This window comes from Altererythrobacter aquiaggeris (assembly GCF_037154015.1).
GTDB lineage: Bacteria > Pseudomonadota > Alphaproteobacteria > Sphingomonadales > Sphingomonadaceae > Aestuarierythrobacter > Aestuarierythrobacter aquiaggeris.
The window spans coordinates 542424-556356 of sequence record NZ_JBANRL010000001.1 but is presented as its reverse complement, the minus strand read 5'-3'; the positions used below and the strand labels follow the sequence as shown (position 1 = coordinate 556356).

At 59.1% G+C, this 13933-nt stretch carries 13 protein-coding genes; all 13 read left to right on the top strand.

Annotated features, from left to right (window positions below):
* The first annotated feature begins 27 nt into the window (after window positions 1-27).
* The 13 genes from WFP06_RS02675 to WFP06_RS02615 all read left to right on the top strand — a co-directional run bounded on the left by WFP06_RS02675 (window position 28) and on the right by WFP06_RS02615 (window position 13673).
* Complete coding sequence (locus WFP06_RS02675; protein ID WP_336985707.1) at window positions 28-2034, top strand: alpha-glucosidase; 2007 nt, start codon at window positions 28-30, stop codon at window positions 2032-2034.
* On the top strand, window positions 2034-3044 hold the full coding sequence (locus WFP06_RS02670) for a LacI family DNA-binding transcriptional regulator (protein WP_336985706.1): 1011 nt from the start codon (window positions 2034-2036) through the stop codon (window positions 3042-3044). Before WFP06_RS02675 ends, WFP06_RS02670 begins: the two co-directional genes overlap by 1 nt.
* Complete coding sequence (locus tag WFP06_RS02665; RefSeq protein WP_336985705.1) at window positions 3041-3955, top strand: aldo/keto reductase; 915 nt, start codon at window positions 3041-3043, stop codon at window positions 3953-3955. The genes WFP06_RS02670 and WFP06_RS02665 overlap by 4 nt, the downstream gene beginning before the upstream one ends.
* Window positions 3952-5037: an LLM class flavin-dependent oxidoreductase gene (locus WFP06_RS02660; RefSeq protein WP_336985704.1), complete on the top strand. Its 1086-nt coding sequence runs from the start codon at window positions 3952-3954 to the stop codon at window positions 5035-5037. The genes WFP06_RS02665 and WFP06_RS02660 overlap by 4 nt, the downstream gene beginning before the upstream one ends.
* Window positions 5038-5331: 294 nt before the next feature.
* Window positions 5332-5907, top strand: a complete 576-nt coding sequence (locus WFP06_RS02655) for an NADPH-dependent FMN reductase (RefSeq protein WP_336985703.1) — start codon at window positions 5332-5334, stop codon at window positions 5905-5907.
* The gene (locus WFP06_RS02650) at window positions 5904-6527 is read left to right on the top strand and encodes a 3,4-dihydroxy-2-butanone-4-phosphate synthase (protein ID WP_336985702.1); all 624 of its coding nucleotides are present in this window, start codon (window positions 5904-5906) and stop codon (window positions 6525-6527) included. The genes WFP06_RS02655 and WFP06_RS02650 overlap by 4 nt, the downstream gene beginning before the upstream one ends.
* A 612-nt stretch (window positions 6528-7139) precedes the next feature.
* Window positions 7140-7853 carry a Crp/Fnr family transcriptional regulator gene (locus tag WFP06_RS02645; RefSeq protein ID WP_336985701.1) on the top strand — a complete coding sequence of 238 codons (714 nt, stop codon included), beginning with the start codon at window positions 7140-7142 and terminating at the stop codon, window positions 7851-7853.
* Between the two features lie 154 nt (window positions 7854-8007).
* Window positions 8008-8883: a hypothetical protein gene (locus WFP06_RS02640; protein ID WP_336985700.1), complete on the top strand. Its 876-nt coding sequence runs from the start codon at window positions 8008-8010 to the stop codon at window positions 8881-8883.
* Window positions 8884-8917: 34 nt separating this feature from the next.
* Window positions 8918-9802 carry a hypothetical protein gene (locus WFP06_RS02635; protein ID WP_336985699.1) on the top strand — a complete coding sequence of 295 codons (885 nt, stop codon included), beginning with the start codon at window positions 8918-8920 and terminating at the stop codon, window positions 9800-9802.
* A gap of 71 nt (window positions 9803-9873) precedes the next feature.
* The gene (locus WFP06_RS02630) at window positions 9874-10935 is read left to right on the top strand and encodes a hypothetical protein (RefSeq protein WP_336985698.1); all 1062 of its coding nucleotides are present in this window, start codon (window positions 9874-9876) and stop codon (window positions 10933-10935) included.
* Entirely contained in the window at window positions 10932-11654 is a 723-nt protein-coding gene (locus tag WFP06_RS02625; RefSeq protein WP_336985697.1) for a C39 family peptidase, read from the top strand. Before WFP06_RS02630 ends, WFP06_RS02625 begins: the two co-directional genes overlap by 4 nt.
* Window positions 11655-11698: 44 nt before the next feature.
* Window positions 11699-12154 carry a hypothetical protein gene (locus WFP06_RS02620; protein ID WP_336985696.1) on the top strand — a complete coding sequence of 152 codons (456 nt, stop codon included), beginning with the start codon at window positions 11699-11701 and terminating at the stop codon, window positions 12152-12154.
* Window positions 12155-12230: 76 nt separating this feature from the next.
* Window positions 12231-13673, top strand: coding sequence for a hypothetical protein (locus tag WFP06_RS02615; RefSeq protein WP_336985695.1), 1443 nt, complete (start codon window positions 12231-12233; stop codon window positions 13671-13673).
* Window positions 13674-13933: the final 260 nt, after the last annotated feature.

Genomic DNA, 13933 nt, shown 5'->3' with positions numbered 1-13933 from the left:
ATCTATGGCAGGGAGAGAATTCGAGCCATGCAACTGGCCCTTTCTGACATTCCGGACGGATTCGAGCTGTATTTCGGCGATTGCCTGGTGCTGCGCCATACCCAATTGTGTCCTGCGGTGGTCATAGCGCGCGGGAACCCTCATATAGCGATGGTTCGCGGCAATTTTTCAATCTCGGACAGCCCTCGCATCGTCTCAACGCCGACCGGCTGGCGGGAGATTGAGGGCGGAGTTGAATTGCTGGAAGAAAACGCCGTGGCAGCGCGCCTCGTCTGGACCGGCAACTCGCTTACGGTAACCGCAATCGAACCGCTGAATGATCGTATCACCGTGCGGCTGTACGCCGAGCCGGGCGAAACTGTGTGGGGCGGCGGGGAGCAGATGAGTTACCTTGCGCTCAATGGTCGCAGGTTCCCGATGTGGACCAGCGAACCGGGCGTCGGGCGCGACAAATCGACCGAACTTACCCGGCTGATGGACGACGAGGGCATGGCCGGCGGCGACTATTGGAACACCAATTATCCGCAGCCGACATTCCTCACCTCGCGGTGGCTCGCGGCGCATCTTTGCGAGAGCTGCTACAGTGTGCTCGACTTTACCGACCCTGCGCAGCACACGGTCGAAGTGTGGCGCAGCAGCGCGAGGTTCGAGTTTTTCAAAGCGGATGCGCCCAGGGAACTGGTCGCGCAGCTATCCAGCCGGTTTGGCCGGCAGCCGCGGCTGCCTGACTGGATTACCGGCGGCGCGATTGTCGGGCTCAAATCGGGCGCGAGCAGTTTCGACCGGCTCGACCGCTATATCGAGGCGGGGGCCGCGATCTCCGGCTTGTGGTGCGAAGACTGGGCCGGCATCCGGCAAACCAGCTTTGGGCGGCGATTGTTCTGGGACTGGCATCTGGGACTACGAAGCGCGGAGCGTTTCCCGCAACTTGAAGCGCGCATCACAGCGCTGGCCAACCGGGGTATCCGCTTTCTCGCCTATGTGAATCCGTATCTCGCAATCGATGGCGAACTGTATGCGGAAGCGGAAGCCGGCGGGCATTTCTGCCGCCAGCTGTACAGCGACGATCCCTACCTTGTCGATTTCGGTGAGTTCGATTGCGGAATCCTCGACTTCACTCGCGAACAAACGCGCGAGTGGTTTGCCGAACGGATCATCGCGCGCGAGATGCTCGACAATGGCATCGCGGGCTGGATGGCCGATTTCGGGGAGTACTTGCCCACCGACCTGCGGCTTGCCGACGGTTCCGATCCGGTGGACGCCCACAACCGTTATCCGGTGCAATGGGCCGAAGTAAACGCGCGGGCTGTCGCCAGCCGGGGTAAAACAGGCGAAGCGGTGTTTTTCATGCGTGCTGGGTTTTCCGGCGTGCAGGCATATTGTCCGCTGCTGTGGGCGGGCGACCAGTGTGTCGACTTCACCCGTCATGACGGGATCGGCACCGTCATCACCGCAGCTCTTTCCGCAGGATTGATCGGTAATGCCTACAGCCATTCGGACTGCGGCGGCTACACCTCGCTGCATGGCAATGTCCGAACGGAGGAACTGATGATGCGGTGGTGCGAACTGGCCGCCTTTGCACCGGTCATGCGTAGTCACGAGGGCAACCGTCCCGGCGACAACCTGCAGTACGACAGCACGCCCCGGCTGCTGGCCTGCTTCGCCCGCTGGAGCCGGGTACACGCCCACCTGGCGCCCTACGTCCGCGGTCTGGTCGCCGAGGCTGCGCAAACCGGCCTGCCGCTGCAACGCCCGCTGTTCCTCGAATTTCCCGGAGACGCGGCAGTGTTTGCAGTGCAGGACCAGTATTTCTACGGTCCCGAACTGATGGTCGCACCTGTTATCGAAGAAGGCGCGGCAACCCGTCAGGTCGTGCTGCCGGGTGACACATCCTGGCGGCATTGCTGGAGCGGTGAAGACTTCGCGCCCGGAACGCACATGATTGACGCCCCTATCGGTGCGCCGCCGGTGTTCTATCGCCTGGACGGCGATCATGCATCGCTGTTCGCCGGGCTTGCCGGGGTGACCGGATAATGAGCGGCCGATCGAACATCAGAGACGTGGCCGAGCGCGCGGGTGTGGCGGTAAAAACCGTCAGTCGCCTGCTGAACGGCCACCCTTATGTCCGCACCGAAACCCGCGAGAAGATCGAACGCGCAATGAAGGATCTGGACTTTCGCCCCAATATGGCGGCGCGAATCCTGTCTGGCGCCAAATCGAACCAGGTTGCGTTGATTTACGATAATCACAGCCCCTACTACATGTTCCAGATCCAGACCGGCTGCTGGGAGGCGTGCAAGGCGCAGGGCATTCGTCTGATCGCCCAGCCGGTCGATGTCGAAGATCCCGATGTTGCCGGACAGGTACGCGGCTTGGTCATGGAAACCCATGTTGATGGAATAATCTTGTCCAGCCCCGTAACGGATTGCGAGCCGGTGCTGGCCATGTTGGATAAGCTGGACATTCCTTTCGTCCGTATCTCGCCCGGCACCAGCCACGCGCTGACCAGCTCGGTCTTCATGGACGACGCTCAGGCTGCCGATGACATGACCAGCCTGTTGATCAACAAGGGTCACCGCCACATCGGTTTTATCAAGGGGCACGCCAGCCACATGGCCAGCGACGAACGCCTGTTCGGCTATCGCCGGGCGCTTGACCGGGCGGGAATCGCATTCGAACCGGGACTGGTGCATAATGGCGAATTTGACGTCGAGAGCGGGATCCGCGCTGGCGGCGAGCTGCTCGACTTGCCAAAACCCCCCACCGCCATTTTTGCTTCCAATGACGATATGGCCGCCGGTGTTCTGGCAATAGCGCACGAGCGCGGCATCAATGTTCCGCGCGACCTGTCGGTGGCCGGCTTTGACGATACACCGCTGGCGCGTACGGTCTATCCGCCGCTCACCACGATCAAACAGCCAATGGCCGAACTGGCCCGCACTGCCACTGAAATCCTTGTTTCACACGGCGATATCAAGCACCAGCGCCTGCCCCACCTGCTTATTGAGCGCGCTTCTGTCGCGCCACCGAAGGGATACGAATGAAAACCTTGCCACTGCCACCCGCATCTCGGCGTCTCGGCTCGAGCGACATCGACGTCAGCCCGCTTGCCTGGGGCATGTGGCGGCTGGCCGAAAACGGGCGCACCGCTGCCGAAGCCGCGACGCTGGTGCACGCCGCACTTGGCGCCGGAATTACCCTGCTGGACACTGCGGACATTTACGGCTTTGATGGGGACGGCGGGTTCGGCGATGCAGAGACGCTTCTGGGTGAAGTCATGGCGGCAGAACCCGGCCTGCGCGAAAAGATGGTGCTGGCGAGCAAGGGCGGGATCATGCCGCCGCTTCCTTATGACCAGTCGGCGGATTATCTCTCCGGTGCGATCGACGCATCGCTGCGGCGGCTCAGGACCGGGATGATCGACCTCTATCATATCCACCGGCCCGATATCCTTGCGCACCCGCAAGAAGTCGCTCGCACCTTGGAAGATGCGGTCGAAGCGGGCAAGATACGAAGCATAGGCGTGTCGAACTTCACGCAGGCGCAGACCGAAGCACTGGCGCATTTCCTCGACCTGCCGCTGGCGGCGACCCAGCCCGAGATCAGCCCCCTGCGGATCGACTGTTTCGAGAACGGTGAACTGGACCAGGCCATGCGGCTGGGTATCACCCCGCTGGCGTGGTCGCCTCTGGGGGGTGGCCGCCTCTTGTCGCCCGAGAGCGAGCGCGACAAAGCCGTCGCCGCCGAGCTTGACCGCGTCGCTGACGAACACGGTGTCAGCCGTTCAGTTGCCGCCTATGGCTGGCTGATGGCGCATCCCGCCGGAATAATCCCGATCACGGGTTCGCAAAATGCCGAGCGGATAGCCGAAGCAACGCAGGCTCTGGCGATGCGCTGGACCCGCCAGAACTGGTACGCGGTGTTGGTCGCCGCGAGAGGAGAACGACTGCCATGACACAACAATGCGAAATCGCGTGGTTTTCCGCGCTTTGCGATGACGATTACGAGTTTCTCGGCGTGCCCGATCCGCAACTTGCGTCAAGCTGGGAGCATTGCCGCAACCTGGTGCTGCGCGCCGAAGAGGGCGGGTTCGACAACATCCTGCTCCCCTCGGGCTATCAGCTGGGCGTCGATACGACCATTTTCGCCGCCGCCGTGGCGCCCTATCTCAACCGTATGAAGCTGCTTTGGGCGACCCGCATGGGGGAAGACTGGCCGCCGCAGCTGGCGCGCCGCATCGCCACGCTCGACCGCATTCTGGGCCCGGACGCTGCGGGTACCGGCGGGAGGCTCAACGTCAACGTCATTTCATCGGATATGCCGGGCCAGGCAATGGAGAGCGGCCCGCGCTATCGCCGCGGCACGGAGATAATGAAGATCGTCCGCACGCTGCTGAACGGCGAACCGCTCGATTTCGACGGTGAATTCTACCAGCTCAAACTCGATCCGCCCCGGATCACGACCCTGAACGGCAAATGTCCGCCGTTCTATTTCGGCGGCCTTAGCGATGAAGCACGCGAATGTGCGGCCGAAGCGGCGGATGTCTATCTGATGTGGCCCGACACAATGGACAAGGTTCGCGAAAACATCGCCGATCTGACCAGGCGCGCGGCGAACCACGGACGTAATCTCAAATTCGGTTACCGCGCCCACGTGATCGTGCGCGACACCGAAGAGGAAGCGCGTGCCTATGCCGACCGGCTGCTTTCCAAGCTCGATGATGAGGCCGGCCGCGCGATTCGCGAAAAGTCGCTCGATGCGAAGAATTACGGTGTCCAGCGCCAGCAGGAATTGCGCGGTGCGGCAGGCGGTGACGGTTTCGTCGAGGATAATCTGTGGACCGGGATCGGCCGGGCACGGTCCGGCTGCGGCGCAGCGATCGTCGGCAATCCGGATCAGGTGCTGGCCAAGCTGCGCGCCTATCAGGCCGAGGGTATCGAAGCCTTCATCCTGTCAGGTTATCCGCACACGGCGGAGGCGGATCTGTTTGCCCGCCATGTCCTGCCCCGGATGGAACACGGCCCGCTGCAATTCTGACATGACCGATCTGCCTGCTGCCCCCGTCGATAATCCCGTTGTATTTGGTGCAGCGGATCCTGTCACCGGAATCGGCCCCGGCTGCCGGGCCGGCCGGCTTCAGCATGCCCATGACGCCTGCGGCTGGCCGATCCTGCGCCCGGGGCGACTATCGGCCCAACATCGCGGGCGTTCCGCGCGGGGATTGGGCAGGAACGCCGATAATGTAATGTGGCGCTGGACCAATCGCGGTCTGCGCTTTTCGACCGAAAAAAGCCGGCGCCTGACAGCGTTTGGCACACAAAAGGATTTCGCATGACAATCAGGATCGTGGGGATCGGCGGGACGGTAAATCCGGGCAGTACTACCGAACAGGCGCTTCGCCTCGCCGCTGCACAGGCCGAAGCGGAAGGCGCCGAAGTTTCGCTATTCGGCGGCGAGTACCTGAGTACCCTGCCACATTATCGGGGTACAGGATACGAGGCCGGTAGCGGCACCGAACTGGTCGAGGCGGTGCGCCGGTCGCATGGCGTGATCGTTGCTGCACCTGGCTATCACGGCACGATTTCGGGGTTGGTCAAAAATGCGCTGGATTATCTGGAAGACCTTGCGAAGGACGAACGCCCCTATCTCGATGGCCGCGCGGCGGGGCTGATTGCCACGGCCTACGGCGATCAGGCTACGATGAGCACGCTGCTGACGATACGCAACATCGTGCATGCGCTTCGCGGCTGGCCGACGCCCATGGGTGCCACCATCCGCACTTATCACGGCTTGTTCTCGCCCGACGGCGAATGTCTTGATGACCGCGCCCGGCTCCAACTCGAAATGGTCGGCCGCCAGACCTTCCGCGGCGCCCGCGCGCTCGCCTCGCTCGATACGAGTGCATGATGGCCGGGCTGCAACCTGCGCTTGATGCGCTATCCGAAGGGCGCATCATCATCATCACGGGCGACCGGCTGCGCGGCGGCGACATCGATTTTTGCATCGCGGCCTGTCACATCACTCCTGAAGCGATCAACTTTCTGGCAACGCATGGACGCGGGCTGATCTGCCTCACTCTCACCCCGGATCGCGCGGCGCATATGGGTATCGAACTGATAAACACGCGCCGGCGACAGCAATCGGGCCGCCCGCACGGTCGTTCGATCGAGGCTGCAACCGGGGTCACCACCGGCATTTCGGCAGCAGACAGGGCGCACACCGTCAGGGTGGCGGTCGATCCCGGCTCAGACGACAGCGATCTTGTTTCCCCCGGACACGTCTTCCCGCTGATCATCGCAGATGGCGGCGTCAGGGCCCGCCCGGCAGCCGCCGAAGCATCAATCGAGCTGTGCCGTCTGGCGGGAGCCGGAGAAGCAGCGGTGATCTGTTCGATCATGCGTGACGATGGCGAGATGGCTCGCCTCGAGGATATCGAGGACCTTGTATCGCGGCATAAGCTTCAGGTTGTCGATATCAGCCAGCTGGACGGCGTGGGAGCGGGCGTCATCCCCGGCGCACCCGATTGATACCCGGGCTGTTTCAAAACTGAAGCAATAAGAATGGCGGCCTGCCATAATAGCCGGGCCCGCCCGAAGCGATCTGCATTGCTGCGCCGGGTGTTGCGGCGGATCGGATAACTGCATTTGAACCAATCCCGCTGTATTTGCGACAGCTTCATGCCGATTATTACGGTTGTGCAATAGGAACTCGCAGATGTGTCACAATACAGCGCCAGGATTTAAGCGCCCCGCTTTCAATTTTAAATGAATTAAGCCCATCCAATATATAAAATCGGTACCGGGTTAACAAGTATAGTTAATATTTCGAATCGGTTGCAAGCTAAAATGCATAAATTTGCAATCCGCTTTCACAACCCGGATTTCAGAATGTAATATGAAGTTATAATATTTTAATGTATAACGGGATTTGAAACAACACAGTTTTATGGCCGGACAATATTCGGTCATAAATCCGATAGAAAGAATTTTTTTCTACGAAATGACGCGCCGTTGTTATATATCATAGCCACACGTAATTAAGCATGAAATAGAGGCGCTTATGGGCGCTTCGTGTGTCGAGTTCAATTCGGGACCCCGCGACAGCCGAGGTAAGGGGACACATTATTTTTGGGGACGATCATGTTTGCCGAGAATGTCAAAGCAGATACGAAGTCACGGTTTGAGCAAAGCCAGGTCGTTGACGGAAAGTTCGATCCGGCGGTAAAACTTCGGGAGTGCATCCGTGACGAGGGTGTCCCGCTGACTTTCTCCCGATCCGAATTTATTCTGCATCAGGGCAAAGCCGGTGGGCAGGTCTATCTTATCGAAGACGGGATTGTCGCGATCACGCACAGATGCATAAACGACCATCGCCAGATTTATGACTTTCTGTTCCCACCCTCGCTTCTGCTACCGACCCTGGGCGAATCCAGAAAGCTGGCCTATTCGGCAGAGTGTCTCACGGATGTCAGCGCGCATGTGATATCGCAGCAATCGCTGGACCGGATTCTGCGCGCAAATCCCGAATACCACTTCGGTCTGCAACAGGAGCTGGGACTGGTTCTGGAGCGCACCCAATCGCATCTGAGCAACATCATGTGCCGGCAGGGAGAAGAGCGTGTGTCGTTCATGCTCGCCCAGCTGCACAAATTGATGACCAGATCGGGCGGCGCGACTCGGGCGGGTGACTGGATCGGCGTGACGCAGATCGATCTGGCATCGTCGGTCGGCATGACGCCGGTTTACATTAATCAGATTATAAAGAAGCTGAAGGCCAGCGGTGCGATTGCTTCGAATAGAGGCAAGATAAAGGTGGTCGAGCCAGAACTTCTTGAATCGCAATCCCGACTATAGTTAAAAATTTTGAATCAACCGACTTAACCGGATGATTCAAATAATTTAACAATTTAACTTATTCGCTCATATTCGATCTATTGATACACAAACACTTCCAACGCACAATAATATAGGCCCAGTTTTTGGGGCATTGTAGCGATTGGAGAAAATCATGAAATATGGATTACTAATTGGCGCGGCGGGGGTAGCTCTGTGCGCTTCCGGCCCTGCTTTGGCAGACGTGACCGTCACCGGCACAGTCGATGTCGAAAAAACCATCAGCGTGAACGAAGACGTCCTGATCGACACTGATGTCGACCTGGATGTTCTGGTCGACCTCGAAGCAGAGAAATTTGCCGAGTCGACCGCGATTGTGAACCAGAGCAATTATGACAACGAAGCCTGCACGAATTGCGCCGAAAAAGAAGATCTGATTGACGGATCCGGGAATGGCAATGCCGGCATGGTTTCGCTCAACCAGTCTTCTGGCAACATGAACAACCAGGGTACTTTGGTCAGTATCGCGATTGATGCCGACCAAGGCGGCGAAAACGGAGATCCCGGTAACAGCGGGTTTGCGGAATCGCTTGCCGCTGCCGACCAGCGCAACGGTTCGCCCGATGCACTTGCCGGTGAAGACGGTTCGTTCTCTGACGGTGAAGGCGGTAACCTGGTCGAAACCGTGAATGTGTTGTTCCGCAATGCAGACATCAACAATTCGTTCAACGGGAATACCGGCCTTGTCTACGGCAATCAGGCAACCGGCAACATGGGTAACCAGGCCAACATCCTGTCGCTGGCATTTGCGCTGGACGATAACGGTGTGGCGATCTCGGAAGCTGATCTGGGGCAAGTCAATGCCAACAACATTGTCCGCGAATCCAGCAGCGAGAACGACGGCTTCGGAATCCTGAAAGTGGCCACTGTCAGTGGCTCGCTCAACGGGAATACCGGCATCGTCGGTGTGAACCAGTCTGTCGGCAATATGTCGAACCAGGCCAATATCGTCTCGATCTCGGCCGTTGGCTCTGATCTGCCAACGTTTTGAGCCCGGTTGAACCAATCAGAAGGAGAAATATGAAATGACACGTTTCATGAAATGTTCGCCGCTGGCGTTGATCCTGGCCGCAGGCCTGGCCACGCCCGCACTGGCTGATGTCCAAGTCGTGGGCACAGTCGATGTCGATAAAGACATCACCATCACCGTTGAAACCGACAAGGACAAGAATGTCGATGTCGATGTGAGCTTCGATGAACAGCTTGACGGCGCAGCCAAATCGGACGCCATCGTCAATGCCACGATCGATAATGTCGAAATCGGTCCGATCAGCGAAAATATCACTGACGAAGGTATCGACAAAACTGCCGAAACCACTGACTCGGTAAACGGGAACACGGGTATCGTGCAGTTCAACCAGGATGCCGGACAGGCCACCAACCAGGGTAACGTTGCCTCGGTGGCTGCGGTGTTCACCAATGGTGATGAAACACAAGCTGTGATGTCGGAAGCCTATGCCGATCAACGGATCACCGATTCCAGTGCCACACACCGCGAGGGTTTTCAAAACCTGGCTGGTCTGGTCGATATTGTTAACGGTGAAATCGTAGTCGATCTCGAAGGCGACTTTGATTTCGATCTGACCGCTTCCATCAGTGGATCGTACAATGGCAACTCGGGTGTCATTCACGGCAACCAGAACGTCGGCAACGGCAATAACCAGCACAATGTGCTGTCGCTTGCAGTTGGTGACAATGCTCTGGTGGCGCTGTCCGATGCAGGACTTGGCCAACAAAACAGCGGGAATACCTTGCTGGACATCAATTCGCTAAAAACCTCCACGGTTACGGATTCGATGAATGGCAATACCGGCATCGTGAATGTGAACCAGGCTGCTGGTGCATTCAACAATCAGGCGACCGTCGTCTCGGTTGCTGCGATGACGAGCACGGTAGGCCTAGGCCAATAGGTCAGGCAGGTTGGGGGAAAGGCTGTGAAATTCTTCGCCGCCTTTCCCTTTTTCCTTGATCGTTTAGGAACATGAAAAAACTCCCTCAAAAATTTACGGCATGCGTGGCGCCGGTGCTGGCCTTCGCTATCATCTGCATGGGCACCCAGCCCGCCGCACTTGCCCAGGATATTCCCGCTGGCGAAGGTGAACCCGATAGCGGCGATGAGCGCGGAATCACGGATTCCGGCAACGCCCATACCGGCATTTTCCATCTCAATCAGTCGGACGCCGACGGGACGCAGCAGGGCAACAGCTTTGCGATCGGCGCCGTCGCCGATAAGGGCGCGGCGATTGTGGATACAGTGTCGTCACAAAATGCAGACCGCAGCGATTTCCAGAGCCGGTCTTATGGCCCCGCCGCGATTACCAACGCCGCGAACCAATCGGCCGGATTGACAGCAATCAACCAGTCTGCGGCGCCCGGCTCCTCGCAAGTGAACAGTGCCGCGATCGCATTCTCTCAAGATCAACAAAGCCTTGCGCTGGCATCAGCGGGCGCGCAGATTTCAGCCGGCAACTCTCCGTCCCGCACGCTCGATATCGCGCCTTCGGCAACCATTCACGATATGGCCAACGGCACCGTCGGAATGGTGCAGGTAAACCAGATTGCGGGCAACGCGGGCGGCCAGATCAATCTCGTCGCCATCGCTGCTGCAGGCAACGGTATTGCCGGCGCGGAAGCCATCGCATCGGGTAACTCTGGCAGCGCGGCCGAAATCATACCTGCAGACGCGGCGCTTTTCCAACCGGCCAGTCTGGCGATCACCGACAGCTTCAACGCCATGACCGGATTGGCGCAGGTCAATCAGGCCAGCGGCGCAAACAACGTCCAGGTCAATCTGGTGGCTGCCGCATTCGGTCAGGATGCATTCGCGACCGCAATTTCCGACACCAGCCTCGGCAATGTCAGTCCCGCGCCAGACACATTGGCTGCGGGCGAGCAGGACGCATCTGCAGATCGGCCTTCGCTGGCGGGATCTTTCGACGGGTTCGTCGGGGTTGGCCAGATTTCCCAGGTTTCGGGGATCGGTAACCGGACAAGCAATTCGATTGCTGTCGCAGTCACGCATTTGCCGGCAGCCCAGCCATGAACCGCGCCCAGTCAATCAGCGCGAAACGGCCCCTGACAGCCGCATCGGTCGCGGCGGCCGCAATGCTTGCTGCCACAGCCGCGGCCGCTCCGGCTGCAGCGCAGACTATCCCGATTCCGGGCGCAGGCCAGATAGAGGTCAAGGTCCGATCGCTCGCCGATTTGCGTTTCCAGAACATGACCCGCCAATCGCGCGACCTGAGCTGCGGAGCGGCGGCGGTGGCGACACTTCTGAAACATGCCTACGGACTGCCCGCCGAGGAAGGCGCGATTATCGACGAGATATTCGCCGCGGTACCCGAGGGGGCACGCAGCAAAATCGCGGCGGAGGGATTTTCGCTCCTTGAACTCAAACGATACGTCGAAAGCCGCGGCTTTGCAGCCGGGGGGTTCGAACTTGAGTCTTCCGAAAAACTGGCGAACCTGAAAGTCCCGGTTATCGCGCTGATCAATGTCCGTGGGTACAACCACTTCGTTGTCATCAAACGCGTGGATCGCGGCCGCGTTCTGATTGCCGATCCGGCATTTGGAAATGGTCGCCCGACGATCGAAGCATTCGCGGGGCAATGGAACGGGATAATCCTTGCGGTGGCGAAAGAAGGCGCGGTGCCCGATCCGGAATTCATGCAAGACCCGACAATCCTGGCGCAGCCGCAGGATTTGCGGTCCATCGCGGTCGCGCTTGGCACCGCTGAAATCACCCTGCCCGGAGAATACTGACCCCGCACCAGTAAATTCAGGCAAAGCAAAGAGGAGTACGCATCATGCAACGCAAATATCTGCAATTGGCCATGCTGGCATTGCCAATATGCCTCGCGAGTGCCCCCGCACTTGCCCAAGCTGAAGGCGGACCGGCCCATCTGTTACTGGACAGTCTGGGCGGCGAAACGTCCGGCGTCCGCGCACTGTCTGACGAAGAACTGTCAACCAAACGTGGCGGTTATGGCGGCGTGTTCTTCAGCCTGTTCGCATTTGGCGATCTCGATACGCTGGGCGGACAGTTGCCGGCGGGAACGGAGATCACATCGCTTACCGCTGATCAGGTCAGCCTCAGCCTTGGGCTTGCTCAATTGCCCAATACTGGCGGCTTTCTTCAGTTTGCTTCGGTCGTTGGCAACAACAATGTCGTAAACAACAATCTGATTCTGAACGTCTATTTTCTTGAAGGAGGGGTGGCCGATACGAGCAGCCTGACCAATGGCAGCGCTTTGGGTTTCTGACGAAGCCTAAGGCAATAACTCGCCGAATTTCTTGTCCGCTTTGGCGGGCCGTCAAAGTGAAATGTGGAGGATCGCAATGACGAATGCAGCACCTAGCAGTACAGCAGACGGGCTGGCAAAGACCCGGGGATTCTGGCGATGCGGAACAAGCGTGATCGTGATCGGCCTGATGGCGTCATCGACAGCGGCCATCGCCGCTGCAGACGCGCAGGAAGCGGTTCCCGAACAGGTCGAACCGCTCGCCGCGCCCCAGCCGAAAGATCGCGCGGATGCCCGCCTGGAATATCTTCTGGTCCAGCTGGACGAGCGGATCGAGGCGCAGGACCAGCGGATCGCGGAGCTTGAAAAGAAGGTTGACCAGCAGGCATATCTGATCGAGCGCCAGAGGGCAGATGCCCGCGCCCAATATGCCGAGACGGCACGCCTGCGCCTCGCTCTGGCCGAGCGCGGTGAATGGGAATTGATCGACCGGACGAACCGGCCTGCGCCGGGCGTCCAACATGCCATGCTCGCCGTGACACAGGATGGGGCACAGGATATTCCCGCGCCGCCAGCCGACGCGCCAGCACAACCGGTAGCCGATAATGCCATTCCCGAAGCAGAACGCCCGCAATCCGACAAGGCAGTGGACCAGTTGTTGCTTGACCAGGGCGGAGTCCTGCTGCCCGAAGGCAAGCTGCAGATCGAACCCAGTCTGGAATATACGTCGATCTCGAATGACCGGGTAAATATTTCGGGCTTTTCCATTTTCAACGCGATCGTGATCGGCACCATCCGTGTGGATGATGTCAACCGCGACATTCTGACGGGGGCAATTACCGCGCGTCTGGGCACGGGCAGGCGAACGCAGGTCGATCTGCGGGTCCCCTATACATACCGCAACGATACCGAAGTGACCGGCATCGGGACGGGTGACGCGGCAGAGCGGCGGATTACCGGTAACGGTCTTGGCGATATCGGCCTGACAGTGGCGTGGCAGCCTATCTCTGCCAAAGGGGGGCGGCCCGCGACCATCCTGCGGTTGCAGGGCGAATTTCCAACCGGCAAAAGCGCGTTTGAAATCGAACGGATCGCGCCGGTGGAAAACAGCCCCGAACGGATTCTGGCCGAAGCACCCACCGGGTCGGGGTTCTACACCGCCTCACCGGGTGTGACCTTTGTCTGGCCGATTGATCCGGTGGTTCTGTTTGCCGGCGGCGCATACAGTTACACAGCCGGCAGGAGGTTCGATGATTTCGGATATATCGAACCCGGCCATGGCTTCGAATTCTTTGCCGGGTTGAATATGTCGATCAACGAGCGGGTATCGATGAACTTCTCGTTCCTCGACAAGCAACGTTTCGCCACCAAGGTCGAGGGTGTCAAACTGCCCGGTTCGGGAACGCATGATGCACGTTTGTCGCTTGGCGCGTCGATCGGTCTGAGCGACAAGATTTCGCTGGTCCTGAGCGCGGCCAACGGGCTGACTGACGAATCTCCCGACTTTACCTTTTCGGTACGCCTGCCGATCGCGTTCTGAAGCCGCGGCTCGTTCCGCAAGCCGCTCGGACACAGAAGTTGCCGGCAAAATGCAGCCCGAAAACCGGGCGGCCCCGATGGCACAGGTTCCGCAATATTGGCCCGGATTCGCCGGTGTCGCCAGATTCGACCACGGCGGTGACTGTATAAACCATTTTATTGGTGATTATAGCTGTGTTCTATCAAGCAGTTAGCACTCGCCAGATTTATGCCTGACGCAAAATTAACCAATGCTCATCACCGTTCATGAGGACATCCCCG

Excerpts from the sequence above, each read along its gene's own strand:
- WFP06_RS02630 (WP_336985698.1), top strand. The coding sequence starts at position 9,874 with ATGAAAAAACTCCCTCAAAAATTTACGGCATGCGTGGCGCCGGTGCTG.
- WFP06_RS02660 (WP_336985704.1), top strand. The coding sequence starts at position 3,952 with ATGACACAACAATGCGAAATCGCGTGGTTTTCCGCGCTTTGCGATGAC.
- WFP06_RS02625 (WP_336985697.1), top strand. The coding sequence starts at position 10,932 with ATGAACCGCGCCCAGTCAATCAGCGCGAAACGGCCCCTGACAGCCGCA.
- WFP06_RS02620 (WP_336985696.1), top strand. The coding sequence starts at position 11,699 with ATGCAACGCAAATATCTGCAATTGGCCATGCTGGCATTGCCAATATGC.
- WFP06_RS02655 (WP_336985703.1), top strand. The coding sequence starts at position 5,332 with ATGACAATCAGGATCGTGGGGATCGGCGGGACGGTAAATCCGGGCAGT.
- WFP06_RS02645 (WP_336985701.1), top strand. The coding sequence starts at position 7,140 with ATGTTTGCCGAGAATGTCAAAGCAGATACGAAGTCACGGTTTGAGCAA.
- WFP06_RS02615 (WP_336985695.1), top strand. The coding sequence starts at position 12,231 with ATGACGAATGCAGCACCTAGCAGTACAGCAGACGGGCTGGCAAAGACC.
- WFP06_RS02640 (WP_336985700.1), top strand. The coding sequence starts at position 8,008 with ATGAAATATGGATTACTAATTGGCGCGGCGGGGGTAGCTCTGTGCGCT.
- WFP06_RS02650 (WP_336985702.1), top strand. The coding sequence starts at position 5,904 with ATGATGGCCGGGCTGCAACCTGCGCTTGATGCGCTATCCGAAGGGCGC.
- WFP06_RS02665 (WP_336985705.1), top strand. The coding sequence starts at position 3,041 with ATGAAAACCTTGCCACTGCCACCCGCATCTCGGCGTCTCGGCTCGAGC.
- WFP06_RS02675 (WP_336985707.1), top strand. The coding sequence starts at position 28 with ATGCAACTGGCCCTTTCTGACATTCCGGACGGATTCGAGCTGTATTTC.
- WFP06_RS02670 (WP_336985706.1), top strand. The coding sequence starts at position 2,034 with ATGAGCGGCCGATCGAACATCAGAGACGTGGCCGAGCGCGCGGGTGTG.
- WFP06_RS02635 (WP_336985699.1), top strand. The coding sequence starts at position 8,918 with ATGACACGTTTCATGAAATGTTCGCCGCTGGCGTTGATCCTGGCCGCA.